Annotated in this window: 16 protein-coding genes; 3 read left to right on the top strand and 13 right to left on the bottom strand. The window is 71.1% G+C overall.

Annotated features, from left to right (window positions below; genetic code table 11):
- Positions 1 to 83: 83 nt before the first annotated feature.
- The 8 genes from SLV14N_RS11555 to SLV14N_RS11590 form a co-directional block, all read right to left on the bottom strand.
- A complete protein-coding gene (locus tag SLV14N_RS11555) occupies positions 84 to 683 on the bottom strand; it encodes a TetR/AcrR family transcriptional regulator (RefSeq protein WP_208680852.1) in 600 nt (199 codons plus the stop codon).
- A gap of 155 nt (positions 684 to 838) precedes the next feature.
- Positions 839 to 1,474 (bottom strand): PRC-barrel domain-containing protein, encoded by a 636-nt coding sequence (locus tag SLV14N_RS11560; RefSeq protein WP_208680853.1) that lies wholly within the window; start codon positions 1,472 to 1,474, stop codon positions 839 to 841.
- Positions 1,475 to 1,775: 301 nt separating this feature from the next.
- The gene (gene serA / locus SLV14N_RS11565; RefSeq protein ID WP_263269260.1) at positions 1,776 to 3,368 is read right to left on the bottom strand and encodes a phosphoglycerate dehydrogenase; all 1,593 of its coding nucleotides are present in this window, start codon (positions 3,366 to 3,368) and stop codon (positions 1,776 to 1,778) included.
- Positions 3,369 to 3,625: 257 nt separating this feature from the next.
- The gene (gene ilvC, locus SLV14N_RS11570; protein WP_208680855.1) at positions 3,626 to 4,624 is read right to left on the bottom strand and encodes a ketol-acid reductoisomerase; all 999 of its coding nucleotides are present in this window, start codon (positions 4,622 to 4,624) and stop codon (positions 3,626 to 3,628) included.
- 101 nt (positions 4,625 to 4,725) lie between these two features.
- On the bottom strand, positions 4,726 to 5,250 hold the full coding sequence (gene ilvN, locus SLV14N_RS11575) for an acetolactate synthase small subunit (RefSeq protein WP_208680856.1): 525 nt from the start codon (positions 5,248 to 5,250) through the stop codon (positions 4,726 to 4,728).
- 40 nt (positions 5,251 to 5,290) lie between these two features.
- Positions 5,291 to 7,162 (bottom strand): acetolactate synthase large subunit, encoded by a 1,872-nt coding sequence (locus SLV14N_RS11580; RefSeq protein ID WP_208680857.1) that lies wholly within the window; start codon positions 7,160 to 7,162, stop codon positions 5,291 to 5,293.
- A gap of 207 nt (positions 7,163 to 7,369) precedes the next feature.
- Entirely contained in the window at positions 7,370 to 10,270 is a 2,901-nt protein-coding gene (locus SLV14N_RS11585; RefSeq protein ID WP_208687822.1) for a bifunctional diguanylate cyclase/phosphodiesterase, read from the bottom strand.
- Positions 10,271 to 10,594: 324 nt separating this feature from the next.
- Positions 10,595 to 11,557 carry a 2-hydroxyacid dehydrogenase gene (locus SLV14N_RS11590; protein WP_263269261.1) on the bottom strand — a complete coding sequence of 321 codons (963 nt, stop codon included), beginning with the start codon at positions 11,555 to 11,557 and terminating at the stop codon, positions 10,595 to 10,597.
- 88 nt (positions 11,558 to 11,645) lie between these two features.
- Between SLV14N_RS11590 and SLV14N_RS11595 the strand changes: the two genes are divergently transcribed.
- From SLV14N_RS11595 to SLV14N_RS11605, 3 genes are all read left to right on the top strand, one after another.
- A complete protein-coding gene (locus SLV14N_RS11595) occupies positions 11,646 to 12,683 on the top strand; it encodes an aldo/keto reductase (RefSeq protein ID WP_208680859.1) in 1,038 nt (345 codons plus the stop codon).
- A 248-nt stretch (positions 12,684 to 12,931) separates the two neighbouring features.
- Entirely contained in the window at positions 12,932 to 14,107 is a 1,176-nt protein-coding gene (locus tag SLV14N_RS11600; protein WP_208680860.1) for a sorbosone dehydrogenase family protein, read from the top strand.
- Positions 14,108 to 14,193: 86 nt separating this feature from the next.
- Entirely contained in the window at positions 14,194 to 14,391 is a 198-nt protein-coding gene (locus tag SLV14N_RS11605) for a DUF6191 domain-containing protein (RefSeq protein ID WP_263269262.1), read from the top strand.
- On the opposite strand, the gene SLV14N_RS11610 is transcribed toward SLV14N_RS11605, so the two are convergent.
- The 5 genes from SLV14N_RS11610 to SLV14N_RS11630 all read right to left on the bottom strand — a co-directional run bounded on the left by SLV14N_RS11610 (position 14,388) and on the right by SLV14N_RS11630 (position 24,037).
- Entirely contained in the window at positions 14,388 to 17,555 is a 3,168-nt protein-coding gene (locus SLV14N_RS11610) for a helix-turn-helix transcriptional regulator (protein ID WP_263269263.1), read from the bottom strand. The genes SLV14N_RS11605 and SLV14N_RS11610 overlap by 4 nt on opposite strands.
- A gap of 148 nt (positions 17,556 to 17,703) precedes the next feature.
- Positions 17,704 to 17,901 (bottom strand): hypothetical protein, encoded by a 198-nt coding sequence (locus tag SLV14N_RS11615; protein WP_208680863.1) that lies wholly within the window; start codon positions 17,899 to 17,901, stop codon positions 17,704 to 17,706.
- 206 nt (positions 17,902 to 18,107) lie between these two features.
- Entirely contained in the window at positions 18,108 to 20,798 is a 2,691-nt protein-coding gene (locus SLV14N_RS11620; RefSeq protein WP_263269264.1) for an ABC transporter substrate-binding protein, read from the bottom strand.
- 224 nt (positions 20,799 to 21,022) lie between these two features.
- Positions 21,023 to 21,676 (bottom strand): hypothetical protein, encoded by a 654-nt coding sequence (locus SLV14N_RS11625; protein WP_263269265.1) that lies wholly within the window; start codon positions 21,674 to 21,676, stop codon positions 21,023 to 21,025.
- Between the two features lie 129 nt (positions 21,677 to 21,805).
- Positions 21,806 to 24,037, bottom strand: coding sequence for an MMPL family transporter (locus SLV14N_RS11630; RefSeq protein WP_263269266.1), 2,232 nt, complete (start codon positions 24,035 to 24,037; stop codon positions 21,806 to 21,808).
- Between the last annotated feature and the right edge of the window lie 227 nt (positions 24,038 to 24,264).

The raw sequence follows: 24,264 nt of genomic DNA on the forward strand, positions 1-24,264 counted from the left end.
CGACTGCGCAACCTCTTCACTTCAGGACAGCACGCAGGACAAGCCGCCGCAAATCTCCACCGGACAGGCGCCCGGGACGTCCGTCACTCCTTCTTCCCCAGCACCTCGCCCGCGGTGACCCGGCGCAGCGCGGTCGCCAGGTCCCGGCCGGAGGGCATGGCCTCCGGTGTGAGCAGCGACTGGACCATCAGGCCGGTGAGCAGGGCCTGATAGAAGGAGCCGACGACGCGAGCCGCCTCCGCGTCGACCTCGGTGTCCGGCACCCCTTCGAAGATCGCGACGAGCCCCTCGCCGCCCTCCGGGAGCACCTCACCGATCGCCTCGCGCAGGGCCGCGTCGCGCGGCAGCAGCCCCAGCACCTCGACCTGCGCGGCGATGAACTCCCGTTCCGTGGAGATCCGTTGCAGGAACAGGTCCCAGACCGCGGCGAACCGCTCCAGCGGACCGGCGTCGCCCGGCACCGTCTCGTCGGCGCCCGGCACCTGGGCGACACCGGCCCCCCACTCCTCGCTGGACGCGATGATCGCCTGGCGCATCAGGGCGTCCTTGGAGCCGTAGTGGTATCCGATGGAGGCGAGGTTGGCGCCCGATGCGGCCACGATGTCGCGGGCGGTGGTGCGCGCATACCCCTTCTCCAGGAGGCAGCGCTTGGCGCCCTCCAGAAGATCTTCACGGTGTCCCATGAGGGCAGCCTATCGCCGCACATACGCTCGTACCAGACACCCGTTTTAGACGTACGTATACGTCCCTTGCCGCGCCCCCGCGAAGGGCCGTGGCCGGAGAGCGGATGTGCGACCGCGGCCTTCACCGCTCCCCCGGGCCCGGCGCCCCACCCGGGTCACCGCGGCCGGTCCGGCCCCTCGCGCCCGCCGCCCGTACCGTCGTCGCGTCCTCTGTCCCGCTCGCCCGGGTGGCGGCCTCTCTCACGCTCCTCGGCGCCGGTCTCGGGCATCTGCTCCTTGCTGCGCGCGGTGTCGCCGGTGTCGCCCGCCTGCGGCCCGGCCCGGGTACCGGCTCCGGCGCCCGCCCCGGCCATCGGCCCCTCGATCAGCTTGTTGCGCTCGCCGCCCGTGGGGGCGGGAGGCGCGGTGTCCCCGGTCGCCCGGGGGCCGGGCCGGGACGTGGGGCCGGCCGCATCCGCGTCGGCCGTGCCCGGCCGGGTCATCCCGTAGTGGCGGTAGAGCTCCTCTTCCTCGGAGGGATCGAGATGGCCGTTGGCGTCGATCCGCGGTGCGCCCTTGATGGTGGCCTTGGCGTGCGGAACATGCAGTTCGTCGCCGGTCCGCCGGGCGCCGGCGAGCGGGATGAAGGTCTCCTTCATGCCGAACAGCCCGGTGCGCACCGTGATCCACTCGGGTTCGTTGGTGGCATCGTCCCGGTAGACCTGCTGGACCGTGCCCACCTTTGCACCGTCCGCATCGACCACATGCAAGCCGGTCAGACTCTGCGGGGCGTCCCCCAGGGGTGCATTCATGGCGTCTCTCTCCTTCCGCACGCACCGGCGGGGGCACGCGCAGTTCCCATTGCGCGACGCGAACATCTCCCCAGCGACTCGGGAGGACCGGCGGCCGACGGCCCCGGCGGCCCCCTCGACCGCGCCGACGGCCCCCGCGCCCTCCCTCCCGGATAGGCCATTCGGGTGAATGGTTGATGCGGAGACCTCGCCGGGCGCCCGGTCGCGGACCGCGACGGCGCCCGTACGATGCGGGCACGCAAACGGGCCCGGACCCCGCACAAGCGGAGCCCGAGCCCGTTGACCTGCGAAAACCCGGCGGTCAGTCGCCGAGGTTCACCGCGCGCACCGAAGTCGCGCCGATCTCCTCGGCGATCTCGCTGAGCACGTTCGGCGGAATGGTGTCGTCGACGGTCAGCGCGACCAGCGCCTCACCGCCGACATCGGCCCGCGAGACCTGCATATTGCCGATGTTGATGCCGGCCTCGCCCAGGATCTTGCCGACCGTGCCGACGACGCCGGGACGGTCGCTGTAGCGCAGGAACGCCATGTGGTCGGCGAGCGCCAGGTCGATGGAGTGCTCCCCGACGGCGACGACCTTCTGGATGTTCTTGTGACCGGCGAGCGTGCCGGAGATCGACACCTCGTCACCGCCCGCGAGCGTGCCGCGCACCGTTACGACGTTGCGGTGCTCGGGCGACTCGCTGCTGGTCGTCAGCCGCACCTCCACACCGCGCTCCTGCGCGAACAGCGGGGCGTTGACGTAGGAGACCGTCTCGTCCACGATGTCCTCGAAGACACCCTTGAGCGCGGAGAGTTCCAGCACCTTGACGTCGTGCTGGGTGATCTCGCCGTACACCTCGACATCGAGGCGCATGGCGACCTCGCCGGCCAGCGCGGTGAAGATCCGGCCGAGGCGCTCGGCCAGCGGCAGTCCGGGCTTGACGTCCTCGGCGATCACCCCGCCCTGGACGTTGACCGCGTCCGGCACCAGCTCGCCGGCCAGCGCCAGCCGCACCGACCTGGCGACCGCGATACCGGCCTTCTCCTGCGCCTCACCCGTCGACGCACCGAGGTGCGGGGTGGCGACGACCTGGTCGAACTCGAAGAGCGGCGAATCGGTGCAGGGCTCGGTCGCGTAGACGTCCAGGCCCGCGCCGGCCACCCGGCCCTCCTTCAGCGCGCTGGCCAGCGCCGCCTCGTCGACGATCCCGCCCCGCGCGGCGTTGACGATCCGGACCGACGGCTTGACCTTGTGCAGCGCCTCGTTCCCGATGAGACCGACGGTCTCCGGGGTCTTGGGGAGGTGCACCGTGATGAAGTCCGAGACCTGGAGCAGCTCGTCGAGCGTCAGCAGCTTGACGCCCATCTGCGCGGCACGGGCCGGCTGGACGTAGGGGTCGTAGGCGACGACCTTCATGCCGAACGCCGACATCCGCTGGGCGACCAGGACGCCGATCCGGCCGAGGCCGACCACACCGAGGGTCTTCTCGCTGAGCTCGACGCCGGTGTACTTGCTGCGCTTCCACTCGCCGTTCTTCAGGGCGGTGTTGGCCTGGGGGATGTTGCGGGCCGTGGCGACCAGCAGACCGCAGGCCAGCTCGGCGGCGGTGACGATGTTGGAGGTCGGGGCGTTGACGACCATCACGCCGGCCTTGGTGGCGGCGGAGACATCGACATTGTCCAGGCCCACACCCGCGCGGGCGACGACCCTCAGCTTCTTGGCGGCGGCAATGGCCTCGGCGTCGACCTTCGTCGCGCTGCGCACGAGGATGGCGTCGACATCGGCAATCGCGGGGAGCAGCTCGGCGCGGTCCGCGCCGTTGCAGTGCCGGATGTCGAAGTCCGGACCGAGGGCGTCGACCGTGGCGGGCGACAGCTCTTCGGCGATGAGTACGACAGGTTTCGAGCTCACGTGGTCTTCAGTCCTCACTAGTCCTTCGCGGACGGCCGTCCCGACGGCCGAAGGCGGTGAAGGGGGCATGCCGCGTGGAAGACGCACGACGCTGTGAGCCTGACGCGCTTGTGCTTGGCAGTGTAGTGGCGGTGGGGGGCGCGTCCTGTGCCGATGCGGAAGGATCACCCGTGCGTGGTTCTACGCGGCGGACAAGGCGCCGCGGGGCGCCATGGACGAGGGGGCCGCAGCATCGCCGCGACCCCCTGTCCCCGGGCTTACGCCTCGTCGTCCACCCAGCTCATCAGCTTGCGGAGCTTCTTGCCCGTGGTCTCGAGCAGGTGGTCCTCGTCGGTCTTCTTGTACTCGTTGTACTTCGGCAGACCGGCGTTGTACTCAGCCATCCAGTTGTTGGCGAAGGTGCCGTCCTGGATCTCGGCGAGCACCTTCTTCATCTCGGCCTTGGTCTGGTCGTTGATGATGCGGGGACCGGTGATGTAGTCGCCCCACTCGGCGGTCTCGGAGACCGACCAGCGCATCTTCTCCAGGCCGCCCTCGTACATCAGGTCCACGATCAGCTTCAGCTCGTGGAGGCACTCGAAGTACGCGATCTCCGGCTGGTAGCCCGCCTCGACCAGGGTCTCGAAGCCGGCCTTGACCAGCGCCGAGGCGCCACCGCAGAGCACGGCCTGCTCACCGAACAGGTCGGTCTCGGTCTCCTCGGTGAAGGTGGTCTTGATGACGCCGGCGCGGGTGCCGCCGATGCCCTTGGCGTAGGAGAGCGCCAGCTCGAACGCCTTGCCCGAGGCGTCCTGCTCGACGCCCGCGATGCACGGCACACCGCGGCCTTCCTCGTACTGGCGGCGGACCAGGTGGCCCGGGCCCTTGGGGGCCACGAGGGCGACATCCACGTTGGACGGCGGCTTGATGAAGCCGTAGCGGATGTTCAGACCGTGGCCGAAGAACAGCGCGTCGCCGTCCTTCAGGTGGTCCTTGATGGACTCCTCGTAAACCTTGGCCTGGATCGGGTCCGGCACCAGGATCATGATGACGTCGGCCTCGGCGGCCGCCTCGGCCGGCGTCACCACGCGCAGGCCCTGCTCCTCGGCCTTGGCCTTGGACTTGGAACCCTCGTGCAGACCGACCCGCACATCGACGCCCGAGTCACGCAGCGACAGCGCGTGGGCGTGGCCCTGGCTTCCGTAGCCGATGACCGCGACCTTGCGGTTCTGGATGATGGACAGGTCGGCATCGTCGTCGTAGAACAGCTCGGCCACTTCGGGTATCTCCTTGGATCTAGCGGGTGCCCACACAGTACGTCGGGCGGGGCGGGGAAAGGCGGTGGGTCTCGCCATACGGTCCGGTTGGACCGCGGCGGTCAGGCCGAACGGTCCAGTGCGCGCAGCGAGCGGTCGGTGATGGACCGGGCGCCTCGGCCTATGGCGATGGTCCCGGACTGCACCAGTTCCTTGATGCCGTACGGCTCCAGCATCTTGAGCATCGCCTCCAGCTTTTCACTGGATCCGGTGGCCTCGATGGTGACGGCCTCGGGCGAGACGTCCACGGTCTTGGCGCGGAAGAGCTGGACGATCTCGACGATCTGCGAGCGGGTCTCGTTGTCGGCGCGGACCTTGACCAGGACCAGTTCGCGCTGGATGGCGGAGCCCGGCTCCAGCTCGACGATCTTCAGAACGTTGACGAGCTTGTTGAGCTGCTTGGTGACCTGCTCCAGCGGCAGCGACTCGACGCTGACCACGATGGTGATGCGGGAGATGTCGGGGTGCTCGGTGACCCCGACCGCGAGGGAGTCGATATTGAAGCCGCGGCGGGAGAACAGGGCGGCGATCCGGGCGAGGATGCCGGGGGTGTTCTCCACCAGGACGGAGAGCGTGTGCTTGGACATGGTCTTCTCTCTTCTTCCGTGCGTCCGTGACGTCCTGGGCTCAGTCGTCTTCGTTGTCGCCGAAGTCGGGACGCACGCCCCGGGCGGCCATGACCTCGTCGTTGGAGGTGCCGGCGGCGACCATCGGCCACACCTGCGCATCCTCGTGGACGATGAAGTCGATCACGACCGGGCGGTCGTTGATGGCATTGGCCTTGGCGATGACCGCGTCCAGCTCCGCCGGGTCCTCACAGCGCATCGCGACACAGCCCATCGCCTCGGACAGCTTCACGAAGTCCGGGACGCGGGTGCCGCCGCTGGCCTTGCCCGCCGTCACCAGGCCGTTGGACTCGGGGCCGCTGTGCAGCACGGTGTTGGAGTAGCGCTGGTTGTAGAACAGGGTCTGCCACTGGCGGACCATGCCCAGCGCTCCGTTGTTGATGATCGCGACCTTGATCGGGATGTTGTTGAGGGCGCAGGTGACCAGTTCCTGGTTGGTCATCTGGAAGCAGCCGTCGCCGTCGATCGCCCAGACCGTACGGTCCGGCTGCCCGGCCTTGGCGCCCATCGCGGCGGGGACGGCATAGCCCATCGTCCCGGCGCCACCGGAGTTCAGCCAGGTCGAGGGCTGCTCGTAGCCGATGAAGTGGGCGGCCCACATCTGGTGCTGGCCGACGCCCGCGGCGTAGATGGTGTCGGCGGGGGCGAGCTGGCCGATCCGCTCGATGACCTGCTGCGGGGAGAGGCTGCCGTCGTCCGGCAGGTCGTAGCCGAGCGGGTAGGTGTCGCGCCAGCGGTTGAGGTCCTTCCACCAGGCGCTGTAGTCGCCCCGGTGGCCGGCGTCGTACTCGGCCTGGACGGCGACGATCAGGTCGGCGATGACCTCACGGGCGTCACCGACGATCGGCACGTCCGCGGCACGGTTCTTGCCGATCTCCGCCGGGTCGATGTCCGCGTGCACGACCTTGGCGTACGGCGCGAAGGAGTCCAGCTTGCCGGTGACCCGGTCGTCGAAACGGGCGCCGAGGGTGATCAGCAGGTCCGACTTCTGCAGCGCGGTGACGGCGGTGACCGCACCGTGCATACCGGGCATCCCGACGTGCTGCGGGTGGCTGTCGGGGAAGGAGCCCAGCGCCATCAGGGTGGTGGTGACGGGGGCGCCGGTCAGCTCGGCGAGCACCTTGAGCTCGGCGGTGGCGCCGGCCTTCATCACGCCGCCGCCGACGTAGAGCACCGGGCGCTTGGACTCGACGATCAGCCGGGCGGCCTCACGGATCTGCTTGGCGTGCGGCTTGGTCACCGGGCGGTAGCCGGGGAGCTCGGTGTGCGGCGGCCAGACGAAGGTGGTCTGTGCCTGGAGCGCGTCCTTGGCGATGTCGACCAGGACCGGGCCGGGGCGGCCGGTGGCCGCGATGTGGAACGCCTCGGCGATCGTCCGGGGGATCTCGGCAGGGTCGGTGACCAGGAAGTTGTGCTTGGTGATCGGCATCGTGATGCCGCAGATGTCCGCTTCCTGGAAGGCGTCCGTGCCGATCGCCTTGGACGCGACCTGACCGGTGATCGCGACCAGCGGGACGGAGTCCATGTGGGCGTCGGCGATCGGGGTGACGAGGTTGGTGGCACCCGGACCCGAGGTCGCCATGCACACGCCGACCCTGCCGGTGGCCTGCGCATATCCCGTGGCTGCGTGACCGGCGCCCTGCTCGTGACGCACCAGGACGTGCCGGACCTTCGAGGAATCCATCATCGGGTCGTACGCCGGAAGGATCGCACCGCCGGGAATGCCGAACACGGTGTCGGCCCCGACCTCCTCGAGCGAACGGATGAGGGACTGCGCACCCGTGACGTGCTCGACGGCGGCGGGCTGCTGCGGTCCGCCGGCGTTACGGGCCCGCGGCTGCGGATGGTGGGCCCCGGAGGCCTGCTCGGTCATCTGCGTCTCTTCTCGAAGCTGAGGGTTTTGACGGGATTTGTGAGGTTGCTGTGCAACAAAAAACCCCCCGTGCCAGGTGGCAAGCGAGGGGAGCGCGTCGGTGCGATGAGCTGGTTTCGTCAGGGACCAGCTTCAGCCGACGCGCTTTCCAAGTACGAGAATTCGGGTGCGCATGGCACTGACCCTCCCCCCGCCGTGCACCGAGTGTCAAGTGGGTGGGACGGAGGTCTCACTATTTGAGCGCAATGGCGGATGCACGAGCGATTCCGGACCCACGGGACCGCCCTGCCGGACGGGCAGACCGCTGCCGGTGAGCACCACCGCGCGGCCCTGGCCCGCCAGGTCCGGCACCGGATAGTGGGCGTGCGTCAGGGACCGCCGCAGCCGGTGTTCGTCGAGCGGCCCGGAGAAGGCCGTGCCCATGCCGTGAGTACACCCCATGGAGCGCAGGGCGAGGACCTGCTCGGGCAGATCGACGCCGTCCGCGACGGACTGCATGCCCAGGTCTCCGGCGATCCTCAGCAGCCCCGCAGTGATCTTGTGCAGCCGGGCGGACTCCACCACGCCGTCCACCAGCCCGCGGTCCAGCCGCAGTACGTCGACCGGGAGCCGGCGCAGCGCGCTGATGGCGGCGTACCCGCTGCCGAAGCCGTCGAGGGCGATCCGTACGCCCAGCCGGCGCAGCGCGACCAGCCGGCGCTCCAGGTCGTCCAGCGGGATACGGGGATCGCTTTCGGACAGCTCCACGACGAGCGCACGCGAGGGCAGGCCGTGCCGGGTGAGCAGCGACTCGACGCCCTTGGGGGACAGCGCGTGGTCCAGCAGCCGGCGGGCGGAGAGCCGGACGGCGACCGGGACCGGATAGCCGGCCCGGTGGCGCGCCGCGGCCTGCTCGACGGCCTCCTCCAGCTGCCAGCGGTCCAGCTCCGCGGCGCGGTCGCCGTCCTCGGCGAGCCGGCCGCGGTCGCCGACCCGCAGGAATTCGGCCGGGGTGAAGAGAATGCCCTGGGCGGAGCGCCAGCGGGCGTGTGCCGCGACCGCGGTGACCCGTCCGGTCGCCAGCTCCACCACGGGCTGGTGCAGCAGCGCGAACGCGCCGTCGTTCAGGGCCGTACGGAGTTTGCCGGCGAGCTCGGCGCGGTGCGCGACCTCGTTCTGCATCTGCGGGGCGTAGAGCTCCACCCGGCCCTTGCCGGCCTGCTTGGCGCGGTACATCGCGAGGTCGGCGTTGCGCAGCAGGCCCGCGGGGGTCACACCGGGGTCGGCGAAGGCGACGCCGATGCTGGCCGCCACCCGCACGTCCCGGCCGTCGATGCGGTACGGCTCGGAGAGCTTGATACGCAGCCGGTCGGCGATCTCGTGGATACGGAACTCCCGCGCGGCCCGGTCACGGGTACCGTCGCCGGTGATCAGCGCGGCGAACTCGTCGCCCCCAAGCCGCGCCGCTATGTCGCCGGAACGCACCGAGTCGGCGAGCCTGCGGGCCGCCTGCACCAGCAGTTCGTCGCCCGCCTGATGGCCGATGGTGTCGTTGACCTGCTTGAAGCCGTCGAGGTCGATGTAGAGCACGGCGGTGTCGTGGTCGCTGGCCCGGCGACCGGTGACGGCCTGGGTGACGCGTTCGGTGAACAGCGCGCGGTTGGGCAGGTCGGTGAGCGCGTCGTGCGAGGCGTTGTGCTGGAGCTGGGCCTGCAGCCGGACGCGTTCGGTGACATCGCGGGAGTTGAAGATCAGGCCGCCGTCGTGGCGGTTGACCGTGGATTCGACGTTCAGCCAGCCGTCACCGCCGGAGCGTTGCTCACCGGCGCGGAAGCGGCATTCGATACGGGTGGTCGGTTCGTCCTCGGGGGACGCGGCGAGGAATCTGCGGACCTCGTGCACCACCCGGCCCAGGTCCTCGGGGTGGATCAGCGAGGCCAGCTCGGAGCCGACCAGTTCCTCGGCGTCCCGGCCGTAGACTCCGGCGGCGGCCGGGCTCACATAGCGGAGCACACCGGTCGGGGCGGCGATCATGATGACGTCGCTGGAGCCCTGCACCAGGGAGCGGAAGTGGTTCTCCTTCTGCGCCAGCTCCTGGGTGAGGGTGATGTTGTCGAGCAGCATGATGCCCTGGCGGACGACCAGGGCGAGGACAACCGTGCAGCCGGTGAAGAGCACCACGCGGTCGATGCGCCGCCCGTCCAGGACGTTGGTGAGGATGCCCAGCGTGCAGACGGCGGCGGCGAGATACGGGGTGAGCGCGGCGAGCGAGCCCGCGATGGGGCGGCTGCCGTGCGGCTGGACCCGGCGGGCCGCGGGCTTGGCCTCCTCCGCGGTGCACTCCTCACCCGCGCGGCGGGCGACCCAGGGCGCGTACGCGAGCAGCATCGAGCCGGCGAACCATCCGGCGTCCAGGATCTGGCCGGAGCGGTAGTGCTCGCGCAGCAGCGGCGAGCTGAACACGGCGTCACACAGCACCGTCAACGCCAGTGCCGCGACAGCGGTGTTGATGGCCGAGCGGTGTACCGAGGAGCGCCGGAAGTGCAGTGCGAGCACCATGCTCACCAGCACGATGTCCAGCAGCGGATAGGCCAGTGACAGTGCGCTCTGGGCCACGCTGCGGCCCTGGAAATGGGCGGTGTGCGCGAGCGCGAGGCTCCATGAGAGAGTGACCAGCGACCCTGCGATCAGCCAGGAGTCGAGACCCAGGCAGACCCAACCCGCCCTGGTCACCGGCCTCTTGGCGAGCACCAGCAGGCCCACGATGGCCGGCGGCGCGAACAGCAGGAAACAGAAGTCGGCGAGGGAGGGGCTGGGTACCGTGACCCCTTCGATGACCTCGTACCAGCCCCATACGCCGTTGCCGAGGCCGGCCATGCAGGACGACGCGGCGAACAGCATCCAGGCCGGACGGAACCGGCTGCGGCGCTTGCGTGCGTACAGCGCGCAGGAGACGGCCGCCAGGAACGCCGCGAAGCTGAGGCCGAAGTCCCCCATGATGGCCGCGACTTCGGGCGATCCCCAGCCGAACGCGGCGCCGATGGCATAGCCGCCGCAGACCACGGCCAGCACGATCTGCGGCACCGCGCTCGGCGGATTGCCGGCCGACGCCGGTGGCCTGGAGAGCATCGCCCCGGGGGCGCTCACCGGATTCTCCCGCTCACCCGCACCGGGCGCCGTCGCGAGCGATGCTCCTGGGGGCCTCGCAGTATTCCCGCGGGCGCTCGCGGATCGTGCTTCTCGCTACTCGTCCATCGGCCGTACATCGCCCGTCGCCCCCCTCGAGTCCCGGATCGTTCGCACGCGCCGCGTCTTTCCCGGCGTCGTCCCCGCTCGGGACGATACACCAGTTCCGTCACTCAGGGACATAGCGTCTCTACGGAGCGTGACTAGGAGCGAAAGGCGAACACTCCTTGCAGTCGTACGGCCTCGTAGTGCTACGCGCAACCGCTTTCAGTGGGCCGTGGCGACCACGTTCCGCAGGGGCTCTCCGGCCGCGAAAAGCGTCAACTGTTCCCTCAGCAGCCGCTTCGCACGGGGCAGAAAGGCAGAGCTGGGACCACCGACGTGTGGAGTGATGAGTACGCCGGGAGCGTGCCACAGCGGATGTCCGTCGGGCAGGGGTTCCGGGTCGGTGACATCGAGCGCCGCGTACAGCCGTCCGGATTCCAGCTCGGCGAGCAGTGCCCCGGTGTCGACGACTCCGCCGCGCGCGATGTTCACCAGCAGTGCGCCGTCCTTCATCCGCCCCAGGAATCGGCTTCCTACCAGGCCACGGGTGGCGTCGGTGAGCGGAGTCGCCAGCACGACGACGTCCGCGTCGGGCAAGAGGGCGGACCGGTCGGAGAGTGGATGCACAGGACCGCGCACTGTGTCACGCGCGGTGCGTGCGATGCGCACGACCCGCGCACATTCAAAGGGTGTGAGCCGGTCTTCGATGGCACTGCCGATCGAACCATAGCCCACAATGAGGACCGACTTGTCGGCAAGCGCCGGACGGAAGTCCGGCCGCCACTCCCCCGCGTCCTGGGCCCGGACGAAGCCCGGGATATCGCGCAGCGCCGCGAGGATCAGGGTGAGCGCCAGCTCCGCGGTGCTGGCGTCGTGGAGCCCGCGGGCGTTGCACAGTTGGGCACCGGACGGCATGTCGGACAGTCCCGGGAGTATGTGATCGATGCCGGCGGTGAGCGTCTGCACCGCCCGTACCCGGCTCATCCGGGCCAGCGGGCTCAGGAGGATCTCCGGGCTCTTCATATAGGGAACGGCATAGAAGGCGCACCGGGCGGGGTCGGCCGGGTAGTCGGGGCCGGCGTCCCAGTGGACGTAGTGGAGACCGTCGGGGAGGCCCTCGATCTCGTCGGGCGGGATCGGGAGCCATACGTCACGCGCGTCGGTGCGCTGCCCTGCTGTTGCCATGGCCCGAGGCTATGCGAAGAGACGTTCTGTTCAGACGTTAGTTTGGTCTGGCCCTTGACCGGGGGCGAGGGGACGGAGGCACAACCAGGTGGAGCGCAGGACAATCGGTGCGGCGGCCCTCGAAGTGGGCGCCATCGGACTCGGCTGTATGCCGATGAGCTGGGGGTACACCGAGTCGCAGCGCAGCTTGGACAGCTCGCTGCGGGCCGTGCACACCGCGCTGGACCGGGGCTGCAGCCTGCTGGACACCGCCGACATGTACGGCCCGTTCACCAATGAGCTGCTGGTGGGGCGGGTGCTCAAGGAGCGGCGGGCGGACGCGTTCGTGTCGACCAAGTGCGGACTGCTGGTGGGTGAGCAGCACATCGTCGCCAATGGGCGGCCCGGCTACGTCAAGCGGGCCTGCGACGCTTCGCTGCGCCGGCTGCAGACCGACCGTATCGACCTCTACCAGCTGCACCGGGCCGATCCCGAGGTGCCCATAGAGGAGACCTGGGGGGCGATGGCGGAGCTGGTGGCGGCCGGGAAGGTGCGGTCGCTGGGGCTGTGCGCGGTGGGCGCACGGGCGGTACGGCCGGCCCGCACGGCCCGTACGGAGCGGCGGCCGGCCGGCGCGGGGCGTCGCCGTTCCCGGATGCATGACGGCACGCTGGCCCAACTGGAGCGGATCCAGCAGGTGTTCCCGGTCAGCAGTGTGCAGGCCGAGCTGTCGGTGTGGTCGCCGGAGGCGCTGGAGGCGCTGCTGCCGTGGTGCGAGTCGCGGGGTGTCGGCTTCCTGGCGGCAATGCCGCTGGGGAACGGCTATCTGACCGGCACCCTCACCCCGGGGCAGGGCTTCGAACGGGAGGACATACGGGCCCGCCACCCCCGCTTCACCGCGGAGATGATGGCCGCGAACCAGCCGGTGGTGGCCGGGCTGCGGCGGGTCGGCGCCCGCTACGGTGCGACGCCGGGGCAGGTGGCGCTGGCGTGGGCGCTGGCGCAGGGCCGGCATGTCGTCCCGGTACCGGGCACGAAGAAGGAACGCTGGGCGGCGCAGAACGCCAAGGCGGCGGATCTGACGCTCACCCGCGAGGATCTGGCGGAGATCGCCGCGCTGCCGCCGGCGCGCGGGTCCTGGTACTGAGGGGGGTGGCTCCCTTCTGAGCCCCCTCCCTCCCGTCCGGCCGCGGCATGGCGTCGTCCCATGAGCCCGCCGCGCTCGCCACGGGGGCCCGCCGCGCCCGGTCCGGTCCGCGGGCTCGCCCCGCTCGCGGCCCGGCCGCCCGCGCCGGATCATGGCAGGTGGGAGTGGCTCCGGAACGCACAAGGCGCGGCGCCGCGGCGCGCGATGTGGTGTTCTTGTCCACGCCCTGCCGACGAGAGGACCCTGCCGTGCAACGCCGTTCCCAGACCGCCGTGTTGGCCGCCGCTTCGCTGCTCCTGGCAGCGGGCTGCTCGTCCGGCGGCGCGCCCCAGGGCGGTGACAGCTCCGCCGCCCCCTCGAAGAGCCCCGGCGCCGCCGCTTCACCGGGCGCCAAGCCGTCCTCCACCGCACCGCCCGCCAAGGGCTCGGTGAAGGTGACCCGCACCCTGACCACCGGTCTGACGTCGCCGTGGGGTGTGGCGGTGCTGCCGGGCGGGGACCTGCTGGTCGCCTCCCGTGACACCGGAAAGATCGTCCGGGTCTCGGCGGACAACGGGAAGAAGACCGAACTGGGGTCGGTGCCGGGTGTGGACCCGGGGGGCGAGGGCGGGCTGCTGGGGATCGCGGTGTCCCCGACGTTCGGTGCGGACCACCAGGTGTACGCGTACTTCACCACCGCGTCCGACAACCGCATCGCCCGCATGAACTACGACGAGAAGCGTCCGCAGGGCAATCAGCTGGGCGCGCCCGACACGATCTTCAAGGGCATCCCCAAGGGCCAGCTCCACAACGGCGGCCGGATCGCGTTCGGCCCGGACAAGATGCTCTACGTCGGCACGGGTGAGACCGGCGACAGCGGGCTGGCCCAGGACAAGGACTCACCGGCCGGCAAGATCCTGCGGATGACGCCGGACGGCGAGCCGGCGCACGGCAACCCCGAGGCGGATTCGGTGGTGTACGACTACGGCCACCGCAATGTGCAGGGGCTGGCCTGGGACCGTGACAAGCGGCTGTGGGCCTCGGAGTTCGGGCAGGACACCTGGGACGAGCTCAATCTCATCGAACCGGGCAAGAACTACGGCTGGCCGGAGGTCGAGGGCGAGGCCAAGGGCGGAGCGAAGGGACCCGGGTTCGTGGACCCGGTCGAGCAGTGGAAGACCGCGGACGCCTCACCCAGCGGGATCGCCTACGCCAAGGGCTCGCTCTGGATGGCCTCACTGCGCGGCGAACGGCTGTGGCGGATCCCGCTGAACGGGACGGAGCCGGTGGCCGCTCCGCAGGCCTTCTTGAACGGCACCTACGGACGGCTGCGGACCGTCGTGGCGGCCGACGACGGTGCGTTGTGGCTGGTCACCAGCAACACCGACGGACGGAGCACCCCGCACAAGGGCGATGACCGGATTCTCCGCCTCAAGGTGAGCTGATCCGGCAGATCCCCTTTTCGGATGTCCTGCCTACACTCGGGGAGCAGGGGACGGGTGCGCTCACGCCGAAGAGGGGGCAGGGCACCATGTTCAACATCGCGGAGGAACTGTTCGCACCAGGGCGCAAACACACCGACGAGGAGCGGCAGAAGATGTCGCTCGTCGTCGATGACGTGGGCGACGGCGATCCCGGGAAGGGCCCGATCGATCTCTCCTCGGGCACCGTCGTCGTCAGAACACCCGGGCGGCCTGCGGGGCCGGGTCCGGAGCCGGATGCGTCCTAGCCCGGCGTCGGCTCGCCGAACAGGCGCAGGCGGTGCGCCACCGCGCCCGCCTCGCCCCGGCCGGAGACGCCCAGCTTGGCGAGGATGTTGGAGACATGGACGCTGGCGGTCTTCGGGGAGATGAACAGGGCGTCGGCTATTTGGCGGTTGCTGCGGCCGTCGGCGACCAGCCGCAGCACATCGCGTTCGCGCGGGGTCAGGCCGAGGGATTCGGCGGGGGCGGTGCCGGAGGGTGCGGACGCCCCGGCACCGGCGCGGCCGGTACCACCCGTAGCCGTCCCAGTCGTCCCGGCCGTCCCGGCTGTGGTGGCCGGGGTCAGGCCCGGCAGGGGGATGCGGGCCCGCTGGGCGAGGAGTTCGAGTTCGTCGGCGAGCGGGCGGGCGCCCATCGTCACGGCGGCGGTGTGCGCCTGGGTGAGCAGGAGGAGGGCGGCTTCGCGCGGGGGGCGGCCGTGCAGTCCGGTGGTGGCCCGCTCACTGCCGTGGAGGAGTGATTCGGCCCAGCGGTAGCAGGCCCGGGCGAGTTCGTGCGGGCGCTCCAGGGGTTCGAAGGCGGCGACCGCCGCGGCCCAGGCGTCGGGGGTCTCGCGGCCCTCGGCCCTGCGGAGTTCGGCGTCGACCGCGAGGCCGAACGCCGACCAGACCGGGCAGAGCTGGGGCAGCCGCTTGGCGGCCTCCCGGATACGGGCGAGGATCGCGGCCCGGCCGGGCTCGGCGGCGGGCAGTCCGCGGGCGTCCGCTTCGGCTGTGGTGGCCGCCCACAGCAGCGGCCAGGCATAGCGCTGGGTGCCGGGCGGGAAGCCTGCGTCCAGGGCCCGCTGGAGGACGCTGCGGGCGTCGAGGATGCGGCCCTGGCGCGCGGCGATACGCAGGGCGTGCCGCGCCATGACCAGGGCATTCTGCGGCTGTGGGTCGTGGGTGCCGTAGTACTCCTGGGTAATGGCCAGTTCGCGCTCGGCCTTGGCGAGGTCTCCCTCGTCCAGTGCGAGATCGGCGCGTCGGCAGGCGGCCAGCGCGATGGCGCGGGGGTTCTGCGCGAGGCGGCGGGCGTCGGCGACGGCCCGGCGCGCCTCCTCCCAGCGGCCCAGCGACTGCAGGGATTCGGCGCGGTTGCCCAGCACCCAGCTGGTGCTGTCCTTGAGGCCGTAGCGAGTGGTGAGTTCGATGCCCTGGTCGGTGACGTCGACGGCTTCACGCGAGCGGCCGACGCCTTCCAGCGCGGAGGCGAGGTTGACCTGGCCACGGCCGATGACGGCGAAGTAGCCGCGGTCGACGGCGCGCTCCAGGCTCATACGGAAGTCGGCGAGCCCTTCGTCGACCTCTCCCGAGTCGATCCGCAGCCCCGCCAGGGTCAGCCGGGAGTTGAGCTCGGCATGTTCGTCGCCGACCAGCTGGGCGAGTTCCACGGCGCGCTCGGCCGTCGCGAAGGTGCCCGGTCCCGGTTCGTGCAGAACCTCCCAGCTGGCGACGGCTGCCAGCACCTCGGCGTGCACGGAGGACGGCGGCAGCCCGCGCACCAGCTCCTGTGCGCTGCCCAGGTCCTCCCAGCCGTTGCCGCGGCCGGTGCCCTGGCAGAGCCGGGAGCGCTGCACCAGGAACCATGCCTTGCGAAGGGGGTCCCCCCTGCTCGAACCGTGTGGAGAGCTTGGGGGAGGGTCGTTCTCGTGGCGCAGCGAGCGCAGGGCGCGCTTGGTGATCGTGAAGGCCCGTTCGATGTCGCCGGACAGCCGGGCGGCCACCGCGATCTCGGCGAGCAGGTCGAGGAAGCGCAGGGCGTCGCCGTCGTCGGAGCCGCAAGCCGGATACGCCTCGGCGTAGTCGACCGGGCGCACCCCCTGGCGGACCTCCGTGGGCGCGTCGTCCCACAGCTCCAGGGCGCGGTCCAGCAGCCGCAGTTGCTCGGCGTACGCATGGCGGCGGCGGGCCTGGACGGAGGCGGCGAGGACGGCGGGCAGGGCCTTGGCGGCGTCATGGGCCTTGTACCAGTAGCTGGCCAGCCGGGCGGCGCAGACCTCGGCGCGGACCAGCGAGGGATTGGCCTCCAGTGCCTCGGCATAGCGGCGGTTGAGGCGGGTGCGCTCACCGGGCAGCAGATCGTCGACGACCGCCTCGCGGGCGAGGGCGTGCCGGAAGCGGTAGCCGGTGCCGTCCTGGGTGGGCACGAGGGTGTTGCTGCCGACGGCCGCCCGCAGCGCCTCGATGAGGTCGTCCTCGGGCATCCGGCAGACGGCGGCGAGGAGTTCGTGTTCGACCGTGGAGCCGCCCTCGGCTGCCGTGCGCACCACCCGCTGGGCGTCCTCGGGCAGCGCCTCGACGCGCACCAGCAGCAGATCGCGCAGGGGGTCGCTGAGGCCGTGCAGACAGCCGTCGGCGAGGCCGCGGGCCAGTTCCTCGACGAAGAAGGCGTTGCCTTCGGAGCGCTTGTAGACCCGGTCGACGGTGTCCTTCTCGGGGTCGCTGCCGTTGATCCCGGCGATCTGGGAGCGGACCTCCTCGCGGTTGAAGCGGGCCAGCTCGACGCGCCGGACCGTGCGCATCCGGTCGATCTCGGCGAGGAAGGGGCGCAGCGGGTGGCGGCGGTGGATGTCGTCCGAGCGGTAGGTCGCCACCAGGAGGACGTTGGCGTCGTGCAGGGCCTTGAGGAGGTAGGCGAGCAGCTCGCGGGTGGAGCGGTCGGCCCAGTGGAGGTCCTCGATGACGATGACCAGGGTGCGGTGCGTGGCGAGCCGCTCCAGGAGGCGGGCGGTCAGCTCGAAGAGGCGGGCGCGGCCGGTCTCCTCGTCATGGGCCTCGCCGGGGGCCTCCCCCAATTCGGGCAGGATGCGCGAGAGTTCGCCCTCCTGGCCGGCGACGGCGGCGGCCAGCTCGTCGCGCAGATGCCAGTTGAGGGTGTGCAGGATCGCGGAGAACGGGGCGAAGGGCAGGCCTTCGGAGCCGATCTCGATGCAGCCGCCGAGCGCGACGAGCGCGCCGCGGGCGCGGGCCAACTCGCCGAACTCCTCGATGAGACGGGTCTTCCCGACCCCTGCCTCACCGCCGATCAGCAGGGCCTGGGGCTCGCCGGACGCCGCGATGCGGTCGAGCGCGTCCCCCAGCACGGCGAGTTCGGCCGCGCGGCCGACGAACACGGGACTGACGGACCTGGTCTCCACGCTGCTGAGCATGGCACAGGGGTACGACAATCCGGCAGGGGGTTTCGGTGCGCGGAACGAGTGGCCCGGTACGCGGAACGCCCGGCCCGGTGCGGTGTGCACCTGGGGCCGGGCGTGGGGCGGTCGGGCCGGCGTGTGGTGTGGCACGGGAGCCTCGGGGTCAGGCGGTGGCGCGGCGTACCCGCGCCCGCCGGCCCCACACACTCACCCGCCCTTCGGGTTCGTTCGCCCCGGACCGGGCGGCGCCGCGGCGCCCGGCACGCCGGGCCTCGGTCGCCTCGCGCACCAGGCGCTGCCGGTCGGCCGCGCGGCGCAGCTCTTCGTAGCGGATCCGGATCTCCAGTTCGGAGTGGTACATGGTGTCTCCCCTGACGGCGGTGAGGTGCTTCCCCGACGGTGTGCCGAGTGGTTACAGCCTCGTCGCCAAGGGGGGTCCGCCACATCGGGAGAGTTCCCGATCTCCGTGCACGGACGGTCCTTAGGAACCGCTGCCGGCGGGCGGACGGATGCCTAGGGACGGTGTCCGGGGGCCGTAGGGACCCCGGACACCGGCCGCCGTGAAGCTCAGTGGCGGCACGCCGGATCCTGTTGCTCCGTCTTCACCGACTGGCGGTAGGCGCCGCAGGCGACCACCGCCTCGGGCCCGGAGGCCGCCTGCCTCAGGATCACCAGTGTCTTCTTCTCCGGTGGGCCGCTGCTGAACTCGGAGTAGCTGACGAACCCGGTGGCACCGTCGAAGCTGATGCCGTTCCTCAGCCCGGTCACGATGGACTGCCGGTACACGCTGTTGCCCGTATGGGCCTCGTCCACCGCCTTGGAGAGGACGTGGAACGCGTCGTAGGAGACCGCGGAGTGTCCGTCCTGCCGCCAGGGGTCGTGCGCGTAGTTCCGGTTGTACAGGCTGACGAACTCCTGCGTCTTGGCGCTGGCGCGCTGGTCTTCCTCGGGCAGCCGGTGTGCGGAGTGGTACAGCCGGAGCCAGCCCTTTCCGGCGTACTCGCCGGTGAGTGCCACATTCGTCAGCTCATTGCCGCCGAGCACCGTCAGGCCGTTCTCGATGCAGGTCCCGTTGACGTTCATGGCGTTGACGAAGGCCGTGAAGTCCCGGGCCCGCGCGGTCCAGTAGACGGCGGTGTCCGGGTCGGCCTTCAGTGCCTGGCAGACCTGGCTGGCCAGCCGGTCCGGCGAGGTCGCCTTCTGGGTACCCGCGGGGGTGTCGATGAGCTGTGAGCTCTGGGAGAAGCTGATGACCGTCTCGTCGCCCTGGAAGAACTGCTGGAACTTGTCGGCGAGGCTCTCGCTGTAGAGGTCGCCGGGGGTCCGTACGATCACCGCCTTGCGGGCCGGCACACACTCCGCCGGCGCATTCGGCTTCGCCTGCCCCGCCTTCGCCACGATGTTGGAACGGGCGGCGAATGCGGCCTCGATCCGGGCCTCCTCGCTGTTGTCCGGGGTGAAGGGCCAGTAGGTGTCGCTCCGTTGCATCTCGTCCGCGGTCGCGGTCGTGCCGACCATCGGCATCTGGATGCCGGACTTGCCCAGCAGCTCCACCGCGTCCCGGGTCTCCTTCGTGCTCTGCGCGAAGCCCAGGACGCCGACGACCTTCTCGTACTCCTCTCCGGAGTCCTCCTGCTTGACTTCCCGGATGAGCTGGCGCACGGCGGGGACCGCGTTGCGGAAGCCCGCGCCGACCGGCCGCACCTCCACCCTCAGCGGTACCCGGGAGGAGTTCGACGCGGCATCGTTGATCAGCCACTCCTGCCACATGGCGATCCCGCGCAGTTCGGGGATGGCCCCGTCGAAGATGGTGTCCCGGGCGTCCGTCGGCGGGTCCGACTCGAAGACCACGACGGTGCGCACCGCCCGGTCCGGGGCGTACTTCTCGGCGTCGTGGTTCTGCGCCTCGATCCGGTCCAGCGTCGCCTGGTACCACTCCTTCGGCTTGACCTCGACCATCTTGTTCTGGCCGTCGGCCGCGACCGGCCGGTCCCCGCCGACGCACCGGGTGTCCGGCGGCGCGTGCCAGAGGCTGGGGGCGGCCGCGCCGCCCACCAGGACCGCGGCCAGCGCGGTCAGTTCCACCGCGGTCACGGCGCGCCAGCCCATCATGAACTTCCGCGGCTGCACCGGGGGAATCTGCAGCCCGGGGCGCTCGAAGGGTTCGTCCTCCAGAGGCACCACGACCGGCCGCGGGTTGCTGGAGTGGAGCAGGCTGCTCGCCCGGCGGAGATTGGTGCGTTCCACGCCCAGCTCCGTCTGCAGGGAGCCGGAGGGGCTGCCGACCGCGATGACGAGCGGGCCCGGTCCGTCCAGACCGGCCTGGAGGGTGTGGAACGCGCGCAGGAAGCGCTCCGCCGTGTCCGCCCCCGGGGCTCCCTCCGGTGGGATCTCCAGCAGCAGTACGGGGCGGGACACCCGGCGGCGACGCTTGGGCAGCAGGCGCCCGACGGCAGGCTTCTGCAGATCCTCCAGGAGGGCGCGCAGCAGGATCAGTTCGAGGGCGGCGAGCCCCTCCTTGTGCCGGGGGTGGTCGGGTTCCAGGCTCAGCCGGGGCGCCTGGCGGGCCCCTACCTGGTCGAGGAGTTCGAACACCGGCGCCCCGCCGGCGGTCGCGTTGAGGTGTTTGCCGAGCCAGCCGCTCCGCTTGGACCTCACGAGTCGCCGGTTCTGCCGGCGGGCCCAGATCCACCGGGGCAGTGTCCGGGTCAGCGAGTGCCACACGAGGCCGACGAAGAAGCCGCGCACCCCGCCGATGGGTGCGGTGTCCGTGCCGCCCATGTGCCACAACAGGCCGGGGAGTCCGCCCCGTTCGGCGCGCTGCCGGTAGACGTGGTCACGTAACTTGCGCGCCCCGAGCCCGCCGCTGCCGGCCCGGCTCTCCCGTATGTGGTCGACGGCGTCCGCCATCAGCCAGAAGTCGGGGAACCGGTCGGGTGCCGAGCGCCGGGGGATGTCGAACCCGAGCCCCGCGCCCGCCTGCACGCTCAGGAGGGGCACCTCTTCCTCGGCGTGCAGCACGGTGTGCAGCACCCGCTTGTGCTCGGGGCCGAGGGCCCAGCGCAGCGCCTCCAGGACCCGGTGGGTGTGGGATTCCGGGGCGTTCACCGACGTGGTGAGGATGAGCAGGGGCGGTTTGTTCTCCAGGAGATCCCGGCGGGCGGGATTCACGGCGGTGCGGTACTCCCGGATGAAGTAGTCCGCTCCAGCGTCATCAGGGAAGGAAGGTGTTTCGACGGAGTTGTTCGCTGATCTCACCCCAACAGCCAACAGTTGATCTACACACGGTAGTTACCCATGTTAGTTCGGTGACTGTGAAGGCTCAATCAACTTGTGGATTCCGGTGTGACGCGTGGTGGCCACTGCCGCTTCGGCCGCCCGGAGCATCGGGCCGCCGCGTCCCCGCCGACGGCAAAGACCCACCGGGCGGACCGGTGGGTCTTGGGCGGGCGTCGGCTTCGGTGTTGGCGTCGGCTTCGGTGTTACGGAGCAGCAGGTCCGCCGCCGCCGCCTGCCGGCATCTTGGGGACGGTGGGCATACCGCCGAAGAGGTCGAGGTACATGCCCGCGGAGATCAGGATGCCCAGCGCGCCCAGCGCCAGTCCGCCCCAGGCCACGGCCCGCACCCAGGTGGCGCGCGAGCGGGTGAGCACCACGGCGGCGGCGATCACGGCGAGGAGCGCGAAGAAGCCGTTGACCAGGGCGTTGGTGTGCCAGGAGGCGCCGTATACGGCGGAGATCTGCTCGGAGGCCTGGGCCTTGCCCGACTGGAGCTTGATCTGGCCCAACAGGTTGGCCCGCTCGGCCATCGTCGTGCCGAGCCAGGTGCCGGTCACGGACGCGAGGCCGAGCCCCGCGGCGACGACGGCACCGGCGCCGGCGGCGATCCCGTTGGACGTCGCTGCGGGGGTGGTGTCGGGGCCGGGCTCGTCGGTGCCGTCGCCCGTGTCGAGGTCGCTGGCCTCGTCCTGCGCGGCGAGGGCGGCGTTGTCATCGGTCTGCTCGTCGGCCTTGGCGGCGGCCTTCCCGGCCGCCTCGGCCTCGGTGGCCTCCGGGATCGCGGCGGTCTCCGTGGCGGCCTGCGCCGGCACGGTCGTCTCGTCGTCGGTCTTCTTCTCGGTCGTCCTGGTACCCATGGGCGCGACCGTAGGCGCCGCGTCTGAGAGTCGGATGAGAACGGCGGCAGTCAGCGGGCGACAGTCGGCGACACGCCGGCCGCGGACATCGCGCTCCGGCGGCCCGAGACCGGGGTCCAGGCGCCGCCCCTACGCCCTCACCAGCGGTTTTTCCCCGTCCTGGGGGCCGGGCAGCCGCACCGCGCCCGGCTCCGGCGGCGGCTCGATGCTGATCCGGGGCAGCCACCGGTCGAGCCAGGACGGCAGCCACCAGTTGGCGCCGCCCAGCAGATGCATCAGGGCGGGCACCAGCAGCGTGCGGAGCACGAAGGCGTCCAGGGCGACGGCGGCGGCCAGGCCGATGCCGAACATCGCGATGATCCGGTCGCCGCTGAGGACGAAGGCCCCGAACACCGCGATCATGATGACCGCCGCCGAGTTGATCACCCGGCTGGTCTCGGCGAGGCCGACCCGTACCGCCCGGCAGTTGTTGTGCGTCAGCTGCCACTCCTCGTACATCCGGGAGACCAGGAACACCTGGTAGTCCATGGACAGGCCGAAGAGCACCGACACCATGATGACCGGCAGGAACGGTTCGATCGGGCCGGCGCTGCCCAGCCCCAGCAGTTCGCTTCCCCAGCCCCACTGGAAGACCGCGACCACGATCCCGAACGACGAGGCCACGGCCGCGACATTCATCAGCGCGGCCTTGAGCGGGATGCCGATGCTGCGGAAGGCGAGCAGCAGCAGGACCGAGCCCAGGGCGATCACGACGCCGATGAAGAGCGGCAGCTTGCCGACGATGACGGAGGCGAAGTCGTCATAACTGGCGGTGATCCCGCCGACCCGTACCCGCAGCGTGGCCGCGCCCCCGGCCTCGGGCAGCACCTCCGTCCGCAGGCGTTCCACCAGGTCGGAGGTCTGCCGGGACTGCGGTGAGCTGGTGGGTACGACGGTGATCACGCCGGTGCTGTGGCCGCCGTCGAACACGGGGCGGCTGACCCGGGCGACGCCGGGGGTGTCCCGCAGCCGCTCCGGCAGGGCGTCGAACGCAATCCGGTCCTTGGCGCCGTCCAGGGTGCCGACGAGCGTCAGCGGCCCGTTGGAGCCGGGACCGAAGCCGCTCCCACGACCGTCGCCCGCGAGCAGGTCGTACGCCTTGCGGGTGGTCGACGTGGCCGGGTTGTTGCCCTGGTCGGAGGTGCCCAGATGCAGACCGAAGGCCGGCAGTGCCAGGGCGAGCATGACGGCCGCGGCGACGGTGCCCAGCAGTTTGGGATGCCGCTCGACGAAGCCGGACCAGCGGGCGGCGATACCGGTGGGCCGCTCGGGCCGCGGCCCGTGCGCGGCCAGCCGGCGGCGCTCGCGACGGCTCAGTGCCCGCATCCCGATCAGCCCCAGGAGCGCCGGCAGCAGGGTGACGGCGGCGGCCACGGTCAGGACGACGGTGAGCGAGGCGGCGAGGGCGACGCCGTTGAGGAAGCTCAGCCGCAGGATCAGCATGCCCAGCAGCGCGATACAGACCGTGGCACCGGCGAAGACGACCGCGCGCCCGGACACCGCGACGGCCCGGGTGGCCGCCTCAACGACCGGCAGGCCCTCCCGGAGGCCCTTGCGGTGCCGGGTCACGATGAACAACGCGTAGTCGATGCCGACGCCGAGCCCGATCAGCATGCCGAGCATCGGGGCGAAGTCGGCGACGGTCATGGCATGGCTGAGCAGGGTGATACCGGCCGAGGCGGTGCCGACGGCGGCGAGCGCGGTGATGATCGGCAGGAGGGTCGCGGCGAGCGAGCCGAAGGCGAGGAAGAGCACCACGGCCGCGGCGCACAGCCCGATGATTTCCGCGAGCTGGGCGCGGGGCACCTCGGTCAGCGCGATGCCGGCGCCGCCCAGCTCGACCTGGAGGCCCGGACGGGACGCGGCCTGCGCGGTGTCGACGACCTTCTGGACCCGGTCGACGTCCAGGTCGTCGGTGCGCCGGTCGAAGAGCACGGAGGCGTAGGCGGTGTGCCCGTCCTTGCTGATCTGCCGTGCGCCGGGGCCGTCGGCGTGCCTGCTGTAGGGGCCCTGCACCTCGGAGACACCGGGCAGCCCGGCGATCTTCTCCAGGGTGTGCCGCATCGTCTTCTTCACGGCGGCGGAGCGCACCGTCCCGGACTCCGTGTGCCACACGAGGGTGTCGCTGTCCCCGGAGCGGTCCGGGAAGGCCTTCGCCATCCGGGCGCTCGCCTGCCCGGATTCGGTCCCGGGCACCTCGTAGTTGTTCGAGTACGCGGCCCCTGTCACCCCCGCGGCCACGGCGACCCCCGCGAAGGCGGCGAGCCAGAGCACGATCACCACGATGCGGCGCCTGAGACACCACCGAGCCAGAGCGGTCACGGACCTCGTCTGCTTCCCGGGTTGTGCGTCGATATCTCCCGGGGCGGGCGGTGCCGAGCGCGGATGTACGGGGACGGGGCGGGCCGTCGCCCGCCCGAAAGCGGAAGCGCCCGGTCCGCCTCTCCGGAGCAGAATCTCAGCCGGAAGAGATCCTTTGACCTCTTTGTGGACTTCCCCACAAAAGAGGTCAGAAAAGGACCTCACCCCTGTGCCTCCCCCGCCCCGTA

This window comes from Streptomyces sp. Je 1-4 4N24 (assembly GCF_026239515.1).
GTDB lineage: Bacteria > Actinomycetota > Actinomycetes > Streptomycetales > Streptomycetaceae > Streptomyces > Streptomyces nigrescens.

Bases quoted from the DNA above. Each gene is read 5' to 3' on its own strand.
- SLV14N_RS11555 (WP_208680852.1), bottom strand. From the start codon at position 683: ATGGGACACCGTGAAGATCTTCTGGAGGGCGCCAAGCGCTGCCTCCTG.
- SLV14N_RS11560 (WP_208680853.1), bottom strand. From the start codon at position 1,474: ATGAATGCACCCCTGGGGGACGCCCCGCAGAGTCTGACCGGCTTGCAT.
- ilvN (WP_208680856.1), bottom strand. From the start codon at position 5,250: ATGTCCAAGCACACGCTCTCCGTCCTGGTGGAGAACACCCCCGGCATC.
- SLV14N_RS11580 (WP_208680857.1), bottom strand. From the start codon at position 7,162: ATGACCGAGCAGGCCTCCGGGGCCCACCATCCGCAGCCGCGGGCCCGT.
- SLV14N_RS11585 (WP_208687822.1), bottom strand. From the start codon at position 10,270: ATGCTCTCCAGGCCACCGGCGTCGGCCGGCAATCCGCCGAGCGCGGTG.
- SLV14N_RS11590 (WP_263269261.1), bottom strand. From the start codon at position 11,557: ATGGCAACAGCAGGGCAGCGCACCGACGCGCGTGACGTATGGCTCCCG.
- SLV14N_RS11605 (WP_263269262.1), top strand. From the start codon at position 14,194: ATGTTCAACATCGCGGAGGAACTGTTCGCACCAGGGCGCAAACACACC.
- SLV14N_RS11610 (WP_263269263.1), bottom strand. From the start codon at position 17,555: ATGCTCAGCAGCGTGGAGACCAGGTCCGTCAGTCCCGTGTTCGTCGGC.
- SLV14N_RS11615 (WP_208680863.1), bottom strand. From the start codon at position 17,901: ATGTACCACTCCGAACTGGAGATCCGGATCCGCTACGAAGAGCTGCGC.
- SLV14N_RS11625 (WP_263269265.1), bottom strand. From the start codon at position 21,676: ATGGGTACCAGGACGACCGAGAAGAAGACCGACGACGAGACGACCGTG.